The following is a 15,651-nucleotide window of genomic DNA, read 5'->3' as shown; positions in this document are numbered from 1 at the left end:
GGTCCTCTTTTCTCAAATCTCAGCGCGTGTGCGACAGTTTTCGCAGCGCGTCAACGACAAGGCTGACGCGGGACCCTTTGGACCCCTTGACCAGCACCACGTCCCCGGCATCCACAAGACCGTGGGCGCGGGAGGCGAGATCCTGGGCCGTCTCGACCCAGTCGCCGCGCTGATCCTCGGGCAACGCCTCGTAAAGCGCGCGCATGAGCGGGCCCACGCAGTGGATGCGCGTGATGGCGGGGATCGCGGGGTGCGCGGCGATGGCGGCGTGCATCGCGGTGGCGTCCGGGCCAAGCTCCAGCATGTCGCCGAGGATCGCGATGCGTCGGCCCCTGGCGACGCGACCCACGTCGTGCATCGGCTCCGTTCCGGCCAGCACATCGAGCGCTGCGGCCAGCGACGACGGGTTTGCGTTGAAGGCGTCGTCCAGCAGATCGACGGTCATGTTGTCCACAACCGGGTCGAGCGACAGACGCTCGAACGTGCCGCGCCCCTCCGGCGGGACCCATTCGGCCAGCGCCACGAGCGCGCGGGCGCGGTCCGCACCCACGGCTTGGACGACTGCCATCACGCCGAGCGCGTTCTCCATGAAATGGCGCCCCGGGGTCGAGACCTTCATCAGCATCGGCGTGCGCCACGCCCGGGCTTGCGCGACCGTGCTGCCATGAGAGACCGTCACGTTGGTGAGGCGGTGGTGGTTCCGGGCTGCTGCGCCAAAGGTGATCGTGTGGGCCGCAAGGCTTGAGGCAACATCCGCCAGGATGGGGGTTTGCGGAAGATCGCCGGGGATGACCGCGGTGCCGCCCGGCTCCAGCCCGCCAAAGATCGACGCCTTCTCTATCGCGATCCCTTCGAGCGATCCCAACGCCTCCAGATGGGCGGCGGCGATGGTGGTGATCAGCGCGACATGGGGGCGGGCCATCGCGGTGAGCGGAGCGATCTCTCCGGGGTGGTTCATGCCGATCTCGATCACGGCGTATTTCGTGTCGCGCGGCATGCGGGCGAGCGTCAGCGGGACGCCCCAGTGGTTGTTGAAGCTGCGGATGGCGGCATGGGTCTTGCCCTGACGGCCAAGGACCGTGCGCAACATTTCCTTTGCGGAGGTTTTGCCCACGGACCCGGTCACACCGATCACGTGTGCCTTCCGTTTCAGGCGCGCGCGCCCCGCCCGGCCCAGCGCCTCAAGCGCGGCCTGTACGTCCTTGACGACCAGCAGCGGTGCGTCCCGCGCCACGCCCTCGGGCACGCGGCTGACCAATGCGGCGGAGGCTCCGGCGGCAAGCGCTTGCGCGACGAAATCATGCCCGTCGCGCGCCGCCTTCAGAGCGATGAACATATCGCCCGGGGCCAACTCGCGCGTATCAATGGACAGGCCCGTGACCGCCCAGTCGCCGATGGCCCGGCCCCCGGTGGCCGCGGCGGCTTCGGCAGAGGTCCAGAGCGGCGCGGTCACGAAAGCTTCCCTTCAAGGGCGGCCACGGCCACGCTGGCTTGTTCCGCGTCATCAAAGGGATAGACCACATCGCCGACGGTTTGCCCGGTCTCGTGACCCTTGCCCGCAATCAACAGGATATCGCCCGCCTCCAGCGCATCGACGCCACGCAGGATCGCCTCCGCGCGGTCGCCGACCTCGGTCGCGTCGGGGCAGCCCTCCATCACTGCGGCGCGGATCGTCGCGGGGTCTTCGGAGCGCGGGTTGTCATCGGTAACAAACACCACATCCGCCTGTTCCGCCGCCGCCTGCCCCATCAGTGGCCGCTTGGTGGCATCGCGGTCGCCCCCGGCGCCGAACACGACGATCAAGCGACCCATGACATGAGGGCGCAGCGCGGCAAGGGCGGTACGCAGCGCCTCGGGCGTATGGGCGTAATCGACATAGACCGCCGCGCCGGTATCGCGGGTCGCGACATGCTGCATCCGACCGCGCACGGTTGTCAGGTCCGACAAGACCCGCGTCAGATCGGTAATCCGGATGCCGGTGGCCAGCAGCAGCCCCATCGCCACCAGCACGTTGGAGGCCTGAAACCCGCCCACAAGATTGAGCGCCTTCTGATAGGCGGTGTCCTTCCAACGCAGGCGAATGTCCTGCCCGGTGCCATGAAACCGCTGGACCATCAGGCGCAGATCAGCCTCTTCATGGGTGCCGACGGTCAGCAGCGGACATCCAGCCTCCTCCGCCACGCCGGCCATTTCAGGGCCGTAGGGATCGTCGAGATTGATCACGGCGGTCCCTTCACCCGCGAGAAGCCGGGTGAAAAGCTGCGCCTTGGCGGCGAAATACGCCTCCATCGTGCCGTGATAGTCGAGATGGTCCTGGCTGAGATTTGTGAACCCTGCCGCCTTGAGCCGAACGCCATCCAGACGCCGCTGGTCCAGCCCGTGCGAGGACGCCTCCATCGCGGCATGGGTGATACCTTCGGCGGCCATATCCGCAAGGGCCGCGTGCAAGGTGATCGGGTCGGGCGTGGTGTGCAGCAGCGGCGCGGCATAGTCGCCTTCGATCCCCGTTGTGCCGATATTGGCCGCCGGGATATCCAGCGCCTGCCACATCTGGCGCGCGAAGCTGGCCACGGAGGTCTTGCCGTTCGTGCCCGTCACGCCCACCATGACCTTGGGCTGTGCACCGTACCAGAGCGCGCAGGCAGCGGAGAACGCCTGCCTTGGGTCTTCAGCCACGATCAGCGCGGCGGGCGATCCAGCCAGTTCGTCGGCGGCAATCTCGGCCCCGCGAGCATCGGTCAGGATGGCTCCGGCCCCCATGCGCAGGGCGTACTGAATAAACTCGCCGCCATGCACCCGGCTGCCCGGCAGAGCCGCGAACAAAACCCCGTCCTTGACCTTGCGGCTGTCGAGCGCGAGGCCGGTCACCTGCGCCTCGGCCCCGCCGCGCGCGGAAAGTCCCAGATCTGCCAGCGATGATGTCTTCGTGCCCGCGCCCATGCCAGCGACCCCCTATCAGCGTGTGGCGAGTGTTATCTCAGGATCAAAGGCATAGTCCACGCTCGGGCGCAAACCCAGAAGCGGGGCGATGCGACGCGTGATCTCTGCCGAGACGGGCACGGCGGTCCACCCGGCGGTGCGGCGCGGCTCGTCGCCCGAGTTCTCGGACGGCTCATCAAGTGTCACGACCAGCACGTATTTCGGGTCGTCGATCGGAAAGACGCTGGAGAAGGTCGCGATCACCTTGTCCTTGTAATACCCCCCGCCCCGGGTCAGCGGCTTGTCGGCCGTACCGGTCTTGCCACCGATGGCGTAGCCCGGAACCTTGGCGAAACTCGCGGTGCCGCGTTCGACGACCGCGTGCAGCATCGCGCGCGCGGCGGCAGACGTGCGTTCGGACACCACGCGCGGGCCGGGCACGACGATATCCTGTTTCAGAAGCGTCGGGGTCACGCGCGTGCCGCCGTTGACAAGCGAGGCATAGCCCACGGCCAGATGCAGCGGCGAGGTCGAGATGCCGTGGCCGTAGCTGATGGTCATGGTGTGGATATCGGACCATTTTTTCGGATAGAGCGGCGCGGCGCCGGGAGCTTCGATCAGCTCCACGCTGGTGGGGTCGAGAAAGCCCAGGTCCCCCAGAAAGTCCTTCTGGCGCGCGCCGCCGATTTGCAGTGCCAGCCGGGCCGTGCCGACATTGGAGGATTTGACGATCACGTCCGTGACGCTGAGTTCAGGGCCGTAATTGCGGAAGTCACGGATGCGGTGGCGGCCCCATTGCATCGGGCTGGTGGTGTCCATCATCGTGGACGGGTTCACGAGGCCGAGTTCAAGCGCCTGCGCAGCGGTGAAAATCTTGAAGCCGGAGCCCAGTTCGTAGACACCCTGCACCGCGCGGTTGAAAAGCGGGCTGTCCGACGCCTCCCCCTCGGCCAGCGGACGCGGACGTGTGTTGGGATCGAAGTCGGGCAGCGATGCCATGGCAAGGATCTCACCGGAGTGGACATCCATCAGCACGGCGGCCGCCCCGCGCGCGTTGAGGATGCGCATCCCCCCCGCGAGCACATCCTCGATGACCGACTGTACGGTCAGGTCGAGCGACAGGGTCAGCGGGCCGTCGCCTGCCGGATCACTGAGTTGTGCATTGAAGGCTTTCTCCACCCCGGCGACACCCACGAGTTCGGCCGCGTGCACGCCCTCGCGCCCGAAGCTGGTGCCGCCCAGAACATGCGAGGCGATCTTGCCATTGGGGTAGAGGCGCATCTCGCGCGGGCCGAATTGCAGGCCCGGATCGCCGATGTCATGGACCGCCTGCATCTGTTCGGGCGAAATGCGCCGCTTGAGCCAGAGGAACTTTCGCTCGCCAGTGAAGCGGCGGGTCAGGGTCTTGGCGTCGAGGTCGGGGAAAATCTCGGCCAGTTTCTGCGCGGAGCCCACCGGGTCGGTCATCAGCGGCGGTTGGGCATAAAGCGCGTGGGACACCAGGTTGGTGGCCAGCACCCGACCCTTGCGGTCGGTGATCCCGGCCCGTGCCGCGTGGATCTGGGTGGAGGTGGCGCGCGCGACAGGCTCCGCCGCCGGTTCGGACGCCACAGCCCACATGCGCACCCCCACCAGCGAGAACACCAGCACCGTGATCATGGAGGCCAGAAGCAGACGCTGTTCGGCCACAAGCCGCCATTCATCGCGCATCGCGTGGTGGCGCTTGCGGATGTTTTCCCGCTCGATCAGGTCCGGGTTTTCGCCCGCCTGACGGGCTTGCAGGATTCGGGCGAGCGGGCGAAGGGGAGTGCGGATCATTCGGTCTCTCCGCTGAGTTCGATGGTGTCGGCCAACCCGGTCGAGACCGATTCGCGCGGGGGATAGGCGACCTGTTCGACATCGCCGAAATGCGACGGCGTGAGCGGCAAAAGGCCCAGACGGTCGAAGTTCATCTCGGCCAGTTCGCGCAGGCGTTCGGGACGGTTCAGGTAGGCCCATTCGGCCCGCTGGACAGACAGCGCCTCGCGCGTGTCGGCGATCTGGGCTTGCAGGTCACGAACCCGGTCCAGCGCCTGCTGGGTGCGGAAGTTCTCCTGATAGGCCCAGTAGGCCAGACCTATGACGGATCCGATGGCAACGGTATAAACGAGCGTTCTCATATACTTGCCTCCGACAGGGAGTAGAATTTCGGCAGCCCCAGCGCGGCACGGTCGGCGGCTTGGGCAGGCGCATCGGTGCGCTGGCCGACGCGCAGGCGGGCGGAGCGGGCGCGCGGGTTGGCGGCGACCTCGGCCTGCGTGGGCGCGATGGCCTTGCGGGGTTTCAGGACAAAGCGGGCGGCGGTCGCGGCGACCTCGGGCGCGTAGCGGTTGCCGCCCCCGGAGCTGCCTGCGGCAGCCTGAAGGAAGCGTTTGGCGACGCGGTCCTCCAGTGAATGGAAAGTGACGACCGCCAGCCATCCACCCGGGCCCAAGGCGCGTTCTGCGGCCTCCAGCCCCGAGACGAGCGCGCCCAGCTCGTCATTCACGGCGATGCGGATCGCCTGAAAACTGCGGGTGGCCGGGTGGCTCTGGCCGGGCTTGGCGCGCGGCAGGCAGCTTGCGACGATTTCGGCCAGCTGGCCCGTGCGGGTGATCGGGGCGTCCGCGCGGTCCTTGACGACGGCGCGCGCGATGCGGCGGGCGGCGCGTTCCTCGCCGAGGTGAAACAGGATGTCGGCCAGTGTATCCTCATCCGCCTCGGCCACGAGGTCGGCCGCGGAAATCCCGTCTTGCGACATGCGCATGTCGAGCGGGCCATCGCGCAGGAAGGAAAACCCGCGCTCGGCCTGGTCCAGCTGCATGGACGACACCCCGAGATCGAGGACAATCCCATCGAGCGGCGTGTCCCAATAGGTGTCGAGATCGGCGAAGTTGCCCGGCTGGGGCACGAGCCGGTCACCATAGGCGGCGGCCCAGTCCTGCGCCATCTCAAAGACCATCGGGTCCTGATCGACCGCAATCACCCGGTCAGCGCCCGCCGCCAGAAGGCCGCGCGTGTACCCGCCCGCGCCGAATGTGCCATCGAGCCATGTGCCCGAGATCGGTGCGCAGGCAGACAGAATGGGGTCGAGAAGAACGGGAACATGCGGAGCGGCATCCTGCGACGGTGCCATCCTCAGCCTCCGTCAAGCAGGGTCAGCGGGTCCTCGTCATCCTCAAGATCGCCCAGCCATTCCTCCATCTCGCCCATCTTGGCCTCGTAGGCTTCGGGTGACAGGATCTGGAACGTGTCGCCCGAAGCGATGAAATAGGCGGTGTCGGTGACGTTGATCTTGTCGCGCAACTTGGCCGACAGCACGAGCCGCCCGGTTTCATCGACGGAGGTTTCATGCGCCTGCGCGGTGAAAAGCGTCTCGAGACGGCGGCGCGGGCGCGAGCCCCGCGGCAGGGCGGCGATTTTCTCGTCCACCTCGGCCATGGCGGCCATCGTGTAGCATTCAAGGTAGTCGCGACGGCTGTCGCCATAGACGACGACGAGGCGCGGGTTGGTATCCGGGGTCCAGTTCGGGTCACTGTCTTCCAGGACACGGCGAAAGCCGGCGGGGATGGACACCCTGCCCTTGCCGTCCACCTTGTGGACGCTTTCGCCTCGGAACATGCGTGCCACGAGAGGCCGCTCCTTCGCCCGTTCCCCCGGTTTGCCCAAAAGCCCGGCCCGAAACGAGAACGGCGGATCGTGCTGCTGCCATAGCCCGATCCGCCGCCTCTTCCCAGTGCTTGGGCTTGGTCAGCGGCTCCACCACCTGGGGGGATGTCTGCTCGTGGAGCGCCGACCGGTCTTTCGAAAAAGCGAGGCCTGTATGAAACCTGACTTTTTATTTTTGGTTCGCGGTTCTTGATGCCGCGGTGCTCGTCTCTTTCGATGCTCTGGTTATTTCATGGGAACTGATGGGAAGCAATAGTTTTCTATGGTACCAGATGACTTCGAGACGGTCTAAGCCGGTATAGCGAGACGCAAGATAATCTGGCAAGCCCCTCCCCAACACAAGATGTTGTGGTTGATGAAAAATGGCCCGCGAGAATTGGGTGCGTTCGAAGGCATGGCGCGACCTGAAGGCACGCGCGAAGAATTTTACGCACAGACCATGAATTTGAGGGTTTTCGGCCCAAAGTAGCAGTTTTCTGAACGAATCGGGCAGACTCAACACCCCAGAACCGCTTTCCCATACGGTCCCATACGGGTCCCATTGCAGCCCCAGAAGAGCCGGGAAAACCGCGCCTCAGGCCATCCCGCCCGCGATGAACCGATGCGCGAGGCGGGCGAACGCCTCTGCCTCGGGCCCGTCCCCGGCGGCAATCGGCGTGCCCCGATCGCCCGCAAGCCGCGTTTCAAGACTGATCGGCAATTCCCCGAGGAACGGCACCCCGATCCGATCGGCCTCCGTCCGGACGCCGCCGTGGCCGAAGATATGTGCCTCGTGCCCGCATTCGGGGCAGCAGAAGACGGACATGTTCTCCACCAGGCCGAGGACCGGGGTTTTCAGCGTGTTGAACATATCCAGCGCCTTGCGTGCGTCCAGAAGCGCGACATCCTGCGGCGTGGAGACGACAACAGCCCCGGTCACGGCGCTGCGTTGGCAAAGGGTCATGGCCACATCGCCGGTGCCCGGCGGCAGATCGACAATCAGAACGTCCAGCGCACCCCAACGGACCTGCGTCAGCATCTGCTGCAAGGCGCCCATCAGCATCGGGCCGCGCCAGACCACGGCTTTTTCTTCTGCCAGCATCAGACCGATGGACATCATCGTCACGCCATGGGCATGCAAAGGCTCGATGATCTTGCCGTCGGGGGAGGACGGGCGCTTGCTCACCCCCATCATGCGCGGCTGCGAGGGGCCGTAAATGTCAGCGTCCAGCAGCCCGACGCGACGGCCCTGCTTTGCCAGAGCGACGGCGAGGTTCGAAGATACGGTCGACTTGCCAACCCCGCCCTTCCCGGACCCTACCGCCAGAATACGGTCGACGCCGGCGATTTTCTGGGGACCTGCTGGCCCGGGCTTGGGATGCCCGCCGATCTTGAGACTGGGCGGGGCAACCTTGTCACCATGGGATTGGGTATGGGCAGTCAGCGCAATCTGGACCGAAGTGATGCCCGGGATCGCCTTCAACGCGGTTTCAGCTGCGACCTTGGTGGTTTCCAACGCTTTGGCGGCCTCTGCGTCCGGGGCTTCGATCACGAACCGGACCGTGCCCTCATCAATCGACAGGGCCCGGACCAGATCGGCCTGGCCCAGCGTGCCACCTGTCGGGACGGGTATATTTGCAAGTGCAGCAAAAACATCATCACGGGTCACGTGCGAGCCATCCTTCTGGATCATGGGCCAGCGCATAAATGTGCTGTATCCGCCCCGAAACAAGGGGTTATGTGCAGCATCGCCAAACTCAAAGCGCTTTAGGGCTTATTTTGGGAAAGCAAGACGCCCGGCAATGCAATTATTGCATAGCTGCCTTGCGGAACTGAGCCTTGTTGCAGCGCAGCATTTCTATATCTTCAATCTCAACAGCACGGGCGAGACAGCCCACGCTCAGAACCAAACGGTTCGAAACAGATCAGGAAGCCCTTCCTCCTCCCTGGGTTTTCTGTAACCGCGGTAGCACCTTCCTCCTCCCTGGTGTTGCTGCAAATATTTAGCGACGGTGCCTTCCTCCTCCCTGGCATCGTCGCTTTTTTTTGCGCTACCGACGTTCATCCTTGGGGCTGTCCATCACGACGTAGCTCGTGATCGACGTGACCTGCGGCAAGGTGCCCAGCACATCCGTGTGAAACCGCTTGAACGCCGCAAGGTCCGACACCTCCACCCGCAGGATGTATTCGACCGTGCCGGTCACGTTGTGGCATTCGCGCACCTCCGGGGCGGCGCGGACAGCGGTTTCGAAGGCGGCTTGCTGTGTCTTGGTGTGTTCGGACAGGCCCACGGCCATCAGAACGGTGAAACCACGCCCCAGCTTGGTCCGGTCGAGCACCGCGCGGTAACCGAGGATCACCCCGCTGCGCTCAAGCTCCTGGACGCGGCGCAGGCAGGCGGAGGGGGACAACCCGACCCGGTCCGCCAGTTCGAGGTTGGAAATCCGGCCGTCCCGCGACAACTCGGACAATATTCTGTCGTTTATTGCATCAATCTCCGTCATACATTGCGCAATACCACGAAGTTCGCCAGATTTTGCAATTATATTCTGCACAGTCTGCGCAATAGTTGCGCCATGACTTCCATCGACTTTCTCCTGGGCCTTGTGGCCTTTGCCTTCGTCTCGTCAATCACGCCGGGGCCCAACAACCTGATGCTCCTGGCCTCGGGGGCGAATTTCGGATTGCGCCGGTCGTTGCCGCACATGCTGGGGATCAGCTTTGGGCATGCGTTCATGGTCCTTCTGCTTGGATTGGGGCTTGGGCAGGTGTTCGTCACGTGGCCGGTCACGCACGATATCCTGAAGGTGGTCAGTGTCGTTTACATGGCGTGGCTTGCGTGGAAGATCGCAAACGCGGCAGCACCCGAAAGCGGTGCGCGGAGCGGACGTCCGTTCACGTTCCTGCAGGCTGCGGCGTTTCAGTGGGTCAACCCCAAGGCCTGGGTCATGGGGGTGACGGCGGTTACGGCCTATGCCGCGCCCGAAGCAGGACTTCTTGGGGCGGTCCTGGTGGCGGTCGTGTTCTGCGCCACGAACTTTCCGTCCGTCTCGGTCTGGGCGTGGATGGGCACGCAAGTCGCGCGGTGGCTGTCGAGCCCGGGGCGGCTGCGCGCGTTCAACTGGACCTGTGCCGCGTTGCTCATGATCTCGCTCTGGCCGGTGCTCACGGGTTAGTCGGCGCGCGTCAGCCCCGGCACTTCCCGCACCTTCTGGCGCAGAAAGTCTGTGAAGGCCGTGATCCGCGCCGGCACCACGATCGACGGGCGGCGCACCGCGTAGAGGGGGAACGCCTCCTGCCGGTAATCGGGCAGGATGTCGACCACCTCGCCCGAGGCGATCAGATCGGTGAAGGCCCAGAGCGGCCCGTTGTGGATGCCGTGCCCGGCGCGCACCGCGGCAACGCCTGCGCGCACCGCATTGATCGCAACCCCCTTGGAGCGTGGGATACGGTGGCGCGCGCCATCGGGGCCGATCAGCTCCATCGGCGTGGTCCGGTTGCCGGGCACGAAGAACACGTAGTCATGATCGCTGAGCTCCTGGGGCGTCTCGGGCCGCCCGCGCCGGTCCAGATAGGCGGGGCTGGCGACCAGCACGCGCGGGACTTCGGCCAGTTTGCGGGCAATTAGGCTGCTGTCGGGCAGACGCCCGGCGCGCACCGCGACATCGATGTTGTTCTGGGTCAGGTCGAGAAACCCGCTTGAGAGCATCAGGTCAAACTCGACATCCGGATAGAGCCCGCGGAATTCCAGCAGCCACGGGGCGAGGAATTCCTGCCCGAAGTCGATGGCGGCCGTGACACGGAGCAGTCCGGACGGGTGCAAGGCCTCGCCGCTGATCTCCGCCTCCAACGCTTCGAGTTGCGCGATGATCTCTTTCAGGCGGTCGAAATACAGCTTGCCCTGCTGGGTCGGGCGGGTGGCATTGCCGCTGCGATCCACCAGTTTCGTGCCGAAACGGGTTTCCAGCTGCGTCACGCGCCGCGAGATACCCGAGGGGTCCTGCCCCAAGGCGCGCGCAGCCGCACGGATCGAGCCGAGTTCCACCGTCTTCAGAAAGGCGAGTTCTGCTGCGTTTCGCATAAGGTGTTGATGATTTGTCTACAGCAAGTTGTCAACTGCACCTCTGCTGTAGACTGAACGCATCGCCTAACTCTGGATCATCGCAAGACACGAACCACTGCACATCGAACAGGAGAGACTGCCATGACCGACACTTTCGACATCTCGCGCCGCGCGGCGATCCTTGGCCTTGGGGCCGCAGGCGTTGCGGGCGCTGCCACACAGGCCAGCGCACAGGCCGCGATCACCAAACCACTGGCGGGCAAGGCCGCGCTCGTCTCGGGTGCGCGCAACAATCTGGGCCGCGCCTTTGCCGTGAAGCTGGGGGAGATGGGCGCAGATGTGGTGGTGCATTACCACCGGGAGGCAACCCGTGACCAGGCGCAGGAAACCGCCCGCCAGATCGAAGCCCATGGCGCGCGTGCCGTCCTGACCTCGGGCGATCTGAGTGACGTTCAGAACGTCCGCGCGATGTATGATGCGGCAGAGCAGAGCTTTGGCGGGATCGACATCGTGGTGAACAATGCCGGTGCGATCATCAAGAAACCGATGGCCGAATTCACCGATGCCGAGTTCGAGCGGCTGGATGCCGTCAACAACCGCGCGCTGTTTTATTCGATGCGCGAGGCGGCGATCCGGATGCGCGATGGCGGGCGGATCATCAACACCGGCACCTCGCTCAAGGCCGGGGCCGCGCCGGGCTACACGATCTATTCGGGCACCAAGGCCCCGGTGGAGGAATACACCCGCATGCTCGCCAAGGAATTGGGGCCGCGCCGGATCACGGTCAACACGATTGCCCCCGGCCCGGTCAACACGCCCTTCTTTCATGGGCAGGAGACCGAGCAATCGGCGGCCTTCGCTGCGCGCCTGTCCACCGAACAACGCCTTGGGGAGGTCGAAGATATCGTGCCGATCCTCGCGTTCCTGGCTGATCCCGGCTCCCAATGGGTGAACGGCCAGACTGTCTGGATCAACGGGGGCTATCTGACCCGCTGATCCACCCCAGCGCTGGCGGTCGTCCGCGACGCACACGCCCCGACCGCCAGCACTTCCAACGAACCGGCCCCCGCACCCAAAAGGACCATTGCCATGCACCGTCTTCCGAAAGCCGCTTCAACCCCTGCCATTCTTGTCCGCCTGAGCCTGACCTTTCTGGGTCTCGGCGTGGCCCAGACGCTCGCCGCGGGGCTGGTGTTTGCGCTCTAGGCTGCGTCTTCTGCGGCGGCTTCGTGCGTATCTCCGGCCCGCTTTGGCGCCATGACACGCACAGCCGGGGTCTGGTGGACGAGCGTGCGCGTCGGAAAGGGAATATCCAGGTCGGCATCGTCCAGCGCCTCTTTCACCTTGCGCTTCATATCTGCCTGATACTGAAAGTACGCATCCGAGTTGACCCAGACCCGCACCAGGAAATCGACGCTGCTGGAACCGAGATTGTTGACCTGTATGAATGGCTCCGGCTCAGAAAGTGAGCGCGGGTCTGCCATGATCGTATCACGGATAACCCGCTCTGCATCGCCAAGGTTTACTCCGTACCCGACCCCAAACGTCCATTCCGCACGGCGTTTGGGGTACACTGAGAAATTGCGGATCGTGTTGCCCCAGACCTCGGAATTCGGCACCACCACCTTCACGTTCCCCAGATCCGCGATTTCGGTATAGTTCAGAGTGATGTCCTTGACCGTACCGACGACATCGTTGACCTCGACGAAATCGCCGTTCTTCAGCGGTCGGAAGAGGATAATCATCACCCCGGCGGCGACGTTTGACAACGTACCTTGAAGGGCAAGGCCAATGGCCAGGCCGGCGGCACCTATCACCGCGACGACAGACGTTGTCTGCACGCCGAAAGTGTTCAGGACGAAGAGAGCCGTGAAGGCAAGGACCGTGTAGCGCGCGATATTGGCAAGAAAGCCGAACAGCGTGTTGTCGAGGCTCTCGTGGTTTTCCGAAAGGCGCTGAATCCGGCGGCTCAGGAACCCTGAAACAATGAACCCAAGCAGGATGATCACCGCAGCAGCAAGGACATTGCCCGCCAACATCAGGAGCGCTTCGAATGTCAGGAAGTCTGACAGGGACTTGCCATTGTAGATTTCCGTTGAAGCCACGCCTGACACCCATGATCCTGTGGTGTCGGCGACGGTTCCGACGGCCTCGGAGACCGTTTCCGCTGCGGTTTCAAGCTCTTCCATTGATCAAACCTGTTCTTCCAAACGTATTCTAGAAAGCCCCGACGCAGAGGGTCGGGGCCGTAGGATCGCCGTAAGCTTCGGCAAGTGCAGCCGCGTCACTGGGCGGCGCGGGCCTCTTGCGAGATTTCATCTCCGAGGTTGGAAACGTCATGGCCCAAGCCTTCCGTGGTTTCGCAGGCTGCCAAGGCAAGAAAGGTACAAATCATTGCGGCGCGTACCATCTGAAATCTCCGTCTGTTGCGCGTGTAGAACAGACGGATAACCGACCCGGGACCCAAAAGTTCCATCAGGCGGGAAAGGGCGCGCTGCGCCTCAGAACGGCACGTCGTCCGCTTTCTCAGCCGCGACCACGAAACTGGCGACAAGTTTTTTGACGCCCGCCTTGTCAAACGCGATCTCCAGCTTGTCGCCTTCGACCGCCGTGACGGCCCCGTAGCCGAACTTCTTGTGAAACACCCGGTCGCCCGGCCCGAAGGCTGGCAGGGCGGTGGCGTCGATCACCATGTTCTTGGCCTCGCGCGGCTGCGCGGTGCCGCGCGCGCCTGCGTTGGCCTGCATCCGCCGCCAACCGGGCGAGTTGTAGACATTGGCCGAAGCCGCACGATCCTCCAGGTCCGAGCCGCGCATCATCCCAGCAGGCGCCGCCGCCCCGAACGCCCCACCATAAAGACCCGGGGGGGTGAGGACATCGACGTGATCCTCGGGCAGTTCATCAATGAAGCGCGAGGGCATCTGGCTTTGCCATTGCCCGAACACCTGACGGTTGCCTGCGAAGGATATCGTGCACACCTCCTCCGCACGGGTGATGCCGACATAGGCGAGGCGGCGTTCCTCCTCCAACCCCTTGAGGCCGCTTTCATCCATGGAGCGTTGGGACGGGAACAGGCCGTCTTCCCACCCCGGCAGGAAGACGACCGGGAACTCAAGACCCTTGGCGGCGTGGAGCGTCATGATGGAGACCTTGGGCTCGTCCGCGTCGGAGGCGTTGTCCATCACCATAGAGACGTGTTCGAGAAAACCTTGCAGGTTGTCGAACCCTTCAAGGGCCTTGACGAGTTCCTTGAGGTTTTCCAGCCGTCCCGGGGCCTCGGGCGTCTTGTCGTTTTGCCAGTGGGTCGTATAGCCGGACTCGTCGAGGATGATCTGCGCCACTTCCACATGGGACATCTCGGGCCGCGCGGTGTCAAAGAGCGACACCTCCCCATCGTCGATCACGGCATCATCGGCCACAGGGGCTGCCTTGGGGGCGGCCATACGACGCCAGCGCGCGATCCCGTCGAGGAGCAGGCCAAGCTCCTTCGCGCCTTTGCCAGTCAGACCCTTGGCGTCGAGCAGAAGGCGCGCGCCGTCGCAGAGCGACACGCCGTTGCTGCGGGCCATGGCCTGGATTTTTTGTTGCGCCTTCTCACCCAGCCCGCGTTTCGGGGTGTTGACGATCCGCTCAAAGGCCAGGTCGTCGTCGGGGGAGGTGACCACGCGGAAATAGGCCATGGCATCGCGGATCTCCATCCGCTCGTAAAAGCGCGGGCCGCCAATGACGCGGTAGGGCAGACCGATGGTCAGGAACCGATCCTCGAACGCGCGCATCTGGTGGGAAGCGCGCACAAGTATGGCCATTTTTTCAAGGCCATAGGGGTCGAGACCCCGTGTGCCGCCCTGCATCGCCTCAATCTCTTCGCCGATCCAGCGGGCTTCTTCCTCCCCGTCCCAATGGCCGATCAGGCGCACCTTTTCGCCGCCCTCAGCATCCGTCCAGAGGGTCTTGCCCAAGCGCCCCTCGTTGGCGTCGATCACGCCGGACGCGGCAGCAAGGATGTGCGCGGTGGAGCGGTAGTTCTGCTCCAGCCGGATGACCTGCGCGCCGGGAAAATCCTTCTCAAACCGCAGGATGTTGCCAACCTCGGCCCCGCGCCAGCCATAGATGGACTGGTCGTCATCGCCGACGCAGCAGATGTTGTTGTGCCCCCCGGCCAGAAGCCGCAGCCACAGGTACTGCGCGACGTTGGTGTCCTGGTATTCGTCCACAAGGATATAGCGGAACCAGCGGCGGTATTGGGCGAGCACGTCTTCGTGGCGCTGGAAGATGCCAATGACATGCAAAAGCAGATCGCCAAAATCGACCGCGTTCAGTTCCAGAAGGCGCTGCTGATAGGCGGCGTAAAGCGCGGGACCTTTGGAGTTGAAGGCACCCGCATCCTCAACCGGCACCTTGTCGGGTCCGATGGCGCGGTTTTTCCAGCCGTCGATGATGTGGGCCAGCTGGCGCGCGGGCCAGCGTTTCTCATCGATACCCGCCGCAGCGATCACCTGTTTCATCAGGCGAATCTGGTCGTCCGTGTCCAGAATGGTGAAGTTCGACTTCAGGTACAGATCGCCCGGTCCGGTGACCAGTTCTGCATGTCGGCGCAGCAGTTTTACGCAGATCGCATGGAAGGTGCCGAGCCACGGCATGCCTTCGACCGGCTGGTTCATCATCCGCGCGACGCGGTCCTTCATCTCGCGCGCGGCCTTGTTGGTGAAGGTCACGGCGAGGATTTCGTTGGGACGCGCGGTGCCGGTGCTGAGCAGATGCGCAATCCGGGCCGTCAGCGCGCGAGTCTTGCCCGTGCCCGCGCCCGCCAGCATCAGAACCGGGCCTTCAAGCGCTTCGACAGCGGCGCGTTGGGCCGGGTTCAACCCATCCATGTAAGGCGCGGGTCGCTGTGCCATGGCGCGCTGGGACAGGGAGAGGGCCGCGCCGGCCTCGAACGCGTCGGAGTCATCAAAACTGCTCATGGGTAAGAACATAGCGCTCGGCAGGGCGCAGGGGAAGTG

Annotated in this window: 14 protein-coding genes; 2 read left to right on the top strand and 12 right to left on the bottom strand. The window is 64.4% G+C overall.

Going from position 1 to position 15,651, the window contains the following annotated elements; all coding sequences use genetic code 11:
• Nucleotides 1–19: 19 nt before the first annotated feature.
• From ACP15N_RS11885 to ACP15N_RS11850, 8 genes are all read right to left on the bottom strand, one after another.
• A complete protein-coding gene (locus ACP15N_RS11885) occupies nt 20–1,453 on the bottom strand; it encodes a UDP-N-acetylmuramoyl-tripeptide--D-alanyl-D-alanine ligase (protein WP_425092495.1) in 1,434 nt (477 codons plus the stop codon).
• The gene (locus ACP15N_RS11880) at nt 1,450–2,940 is read right to left on the bottom strand and encodes a UDP-N-acetylmuramoyl-L-alanyl-D-glutamate--2,6-diaminopimelate ligase (RefSeq protein ID WP_425092494.1); all 1,491 of its coding nucleotides are present in this window, start codon (nt 2,938–2,940) and stop codon (nt 1,450–1,452) included. The genes ACP15N_RS11885 and ACP15N_RS11880 overlap by 4 nt, the downstream gene beginning before the upstream one ends.
• A gap of 15 nt (nt 2,941–2,955) precedes the next feature.
• Nucleotides 2,956–4,737 (bottom strand): peptidoglycan D,D-transpeptidase FtsI family protein, encoded by a 1,782-nt coding sequence (locus ACP15N_RS11875; protein WP_425092493.1) that lies wholly within the window; start codon nt 4,735–4,737, stop codon nt 2,956–2,958.
• On the bottom strand, nt 4,734–5,078 hold the full coding sequence (gene ftsL / locus ACP15N_RS11870; protein WP_425092492.1) for a cell division protein FtsL: 345 nt from the start codon (nt 5,076–5,078) through the stop codon (nt 4,734–4,736). Before ftsL ends, ACP15N_RS11875 begins: the two co-directional genes overlap by 4 nt.
• A complete protein-coding gene (gene rsmH, locus ACP15N_RS11865; RefSeq protein ID WP_425092491.1) occupies nt 5,075–6,073 on the bottom strand; it encodes a 16S rRNA (cytosine(1402)-N(4))-methyltransferase RsmH in 999 nt (332 codons plus the stop codon). The genes ftsL and rsmH overlap by 4 nt, the downstream gene beginning before the upstream one ends.
• Nucleotides 6,074–6,075: 2 nt before the next feature.
• Nucleotides 6,076–6,567 carry a division/cell wall cluster transcriptional repressor MraZ gene (mraZ, locus tag ACP15N_RS11860; protein WP_425092490.1) on the bottom strand — a complete coding sequence of 164 codons (492 nt, stop codon included), beginning with the start codon at nt 6,565–6,567 and terminating at the stop codon, nt 6,076–6,078.
• Nucleotides 6,568–7,180: 613 nt separating this feature from the next.
• Nucleotides 7,181–8,278 (bottom strand): P-loop NTPase, encoded by a 1,098-nt coding sequence (locus tag ACP15N_RS11855; RefSeq protein WP_425092489.1) that lies wholly within the window; start codon nt 8,276–8,278, stop codon nt 7,181–7,183.
• A 358-nt stretch (nt 8,279–8,636) separates the two neighbouring features.
• Nucleotides 8,637–9,089 carry an Lrp/AsnC family transcriptional regulator gene (locus ACP15N_RS11850; RefSeq protein WP_425092488.1) on the bottom strand — a complete coding sequence of 151 codons (453 nt, stop codon included), beginning with the start codon at nt 9,087–9,089 and terminating at the stop codon, nt 8,637–8,639.
• 72 nt (nt 9,090–9,161) lie between these two features.
• Here ACP15N_RS11850 and ACP15N_RS11845 point away from each other — a divergent pair, with 72 nt between their 5' ends.
• Entirely contained in the window at nt 9,162–9,761 is a 600-nt protein-coding gene (locus tag ACP15N_RS11845) for a LysE family translocator (RefSeq protein ID WP_425092487.1), read from the top strand.
• Here the strand turns inward: ACP15N_RS11845 and ACP15N_RS11840 are convergent.
• Nucleotides 9,758–10,666 (bottom strand): LysR family transcriptional regulator, encoded by a 909-nt coding sequence (locus ACP15N_RS11840; RefSeq protein ID WP_425092486.1) that lies wholly within the window; start codon nt 10,664–10,666, stop codon nt 9,758–9,760. The two genes, ACP15N_RS11845 and ACP15N_RS11840, sit on opposite strands and share 4 nt — an antisense overlap.
• Nucleotides 10,667–10,789: 123 nt before the next feature.
• Here ACP15N_RS11840 and ACP15N_RS11835 point away from each other — a divergent pair, with 123 nt between their 5' ends.
• On the top strand, nt 10,790–11,644 hold the full coding sequence (locus ACP15N_RS11835; protein WP_425092485.1) for an SDR family oxidoreductase: 855 nt from the start codon (nt 10,790–10,792) through the stop codon (nt 11,642–11,644).
• Between the two features lie 206 nt (nt 11,645–11,850).
• Here ACP15N_RS11835 and ACP15N_RS11830 read toward each other — a convergent pair whose 3' ends face one another.
• From ACP15N_RS11830 to ACP15N_RS11820, 3 genes are all read right to left on the bottom strand, one after another.
• The gene (locus ACP15N_RS11830) at nt 11,851–12,837 is read right to left on the bottom strand and encodes a mechanosensitive ion channel domain-containing protein (RefSeq protein WP_425092484.1); all 987 of its coding nucleotides are present in this window, start codon (nt 12,835–12,837) and stop codon (nt 11,851–11,853) included.
• Between the two features lie 95 nt (nt 12,838–12,932).
• Nucleotides 12,933–13,058 carry an entericidin gene (locus ACP15N_RS11825; protein WP_425092483.1) on the bottom strand — a complete coding sequence of 42 codons (126 nt, stop codon included), beginning with the start codon at nt 13,056–13,058 and terminating at the stop codon, nt 12,933–12,935.
• A gap of 91 nt (nt 13,059–13,149) precedes the next feature.
• Nucleotides 13,150–15,612 (bottom strand): ATP-dependent helicase, encoded by a 2,463-nt coding sequence (locus ACP15N_RS11820; RefSeq protein ID WP_425092482.1) that lies wholly within the window; start codon nt 15,610–15,612, stop codon nt 13,150–13,152.
• Nucleotides 15,613–15,651 lie beyond the last annotated feature (39 nt).

The organism is Tropicimonas sp. S265A (genome assembly GCF_049800835.1).
Taxonomy (GTDB): Bacteria; Pseudomonadota; Alphaproteobacteria; order Rhodobacterales; family Rhodobacteraceae; genus Dinoroseobacter.
Note: the sequence above shows the minus strand (reverse complement) of the source record. Positions and strands in the feature narration are given on the sequence as shown.

Excerpts from the sequence above, each read along its gene's own strand:
- ACP15N_RS11880 (WP_425092494.1), bottom strand. The coding sequence starts at position 2,940 with ATGGGCGCGGGCACGAAGACATCATCGCTGGCAGATCTGGGACTTTCC.
- ACP15N_RS11875 (WP_425092493.1), bottom strand. The coding sequence starts at position 4,737 with ATGATCCGCACTCCCCTTCGCCCGCTCGCCCGAATCCTGCAAGCCCGT.
- ftsL (WP_425092492.1), bottom strand. The coding sequence starts at position 5,078 with ATGAGAACGCTCGTTTATACCGTTGCCATCGGATCCGTCATAGGTCTG.
- rsmH (WP_425092491.1), bottom strand. The coding sequence starts at position 6,073 with ATGGCACCGTCGCAGGATGCCGCTCCGCATGTTCCCGTTCTTCTCGAC.
- ACP15N_RS11855 (WP_425092489.1), bottom strand. The coding sequence starts at position 8,278 with ATGATCCAGAAGGATGGCTCGCACGTGACCCGTGATGATGTTTTTGCT.
- ACP15N_RS11850 (WP_425092488.1), bottom strand. The coding sequence starts at position 9,089 with ATGACGGAGATTGATGCAATAAACGACAGAATATTGTCCGAGTTGTCG.
- ACP15N_RS11845 (WP_425092487.1), top strand. The coding sequence starts at position 9,162 with ATGACTTCCATCGACTTTCTCCTGGGCCTTGTGGCCTTTGCCTTCGTC.
- ACP15N_RS11840 (WP_425092486.1), bottom strand. The coding sequence starts at position 10,666 with ATGCGAAACGCAGCAGAACTCGCCTTTCTGAAGACGGTGGAACTCGGC.
- ACP15N_RS11835 (WP_425092485.1), top strand. The coding sequence starts at position 10,790 with ATGACCGACACTTTCGACATCTCGCGCCGCGCGGCGATCCTTGGCCTT.
- ACP15N_RS11830 (WP_425092484.1), bottom strand. The coding sequence starts at position 12,837 with ATGGAAGAGCTTGAAACCGCAGCGGAAACGGTCTCCGAGGCCGTCGGA.
- ACP15N_RS11825 (WP_425092483.1), bottom strand. The coding sequence starts at position 13,058 with ATGGTACGCGCCGCAATGATTTGTACCTTTCTTGCCTTGGCAGCCTGC.
- ACP15N_RS11820 (WP_425092482.1), bottom strand. The coding sequence starts at position 15,612 with ATGAGCAGTTTTGATGACTCCGACGCGTTCGAGGCCGGCGCGGCCCTC.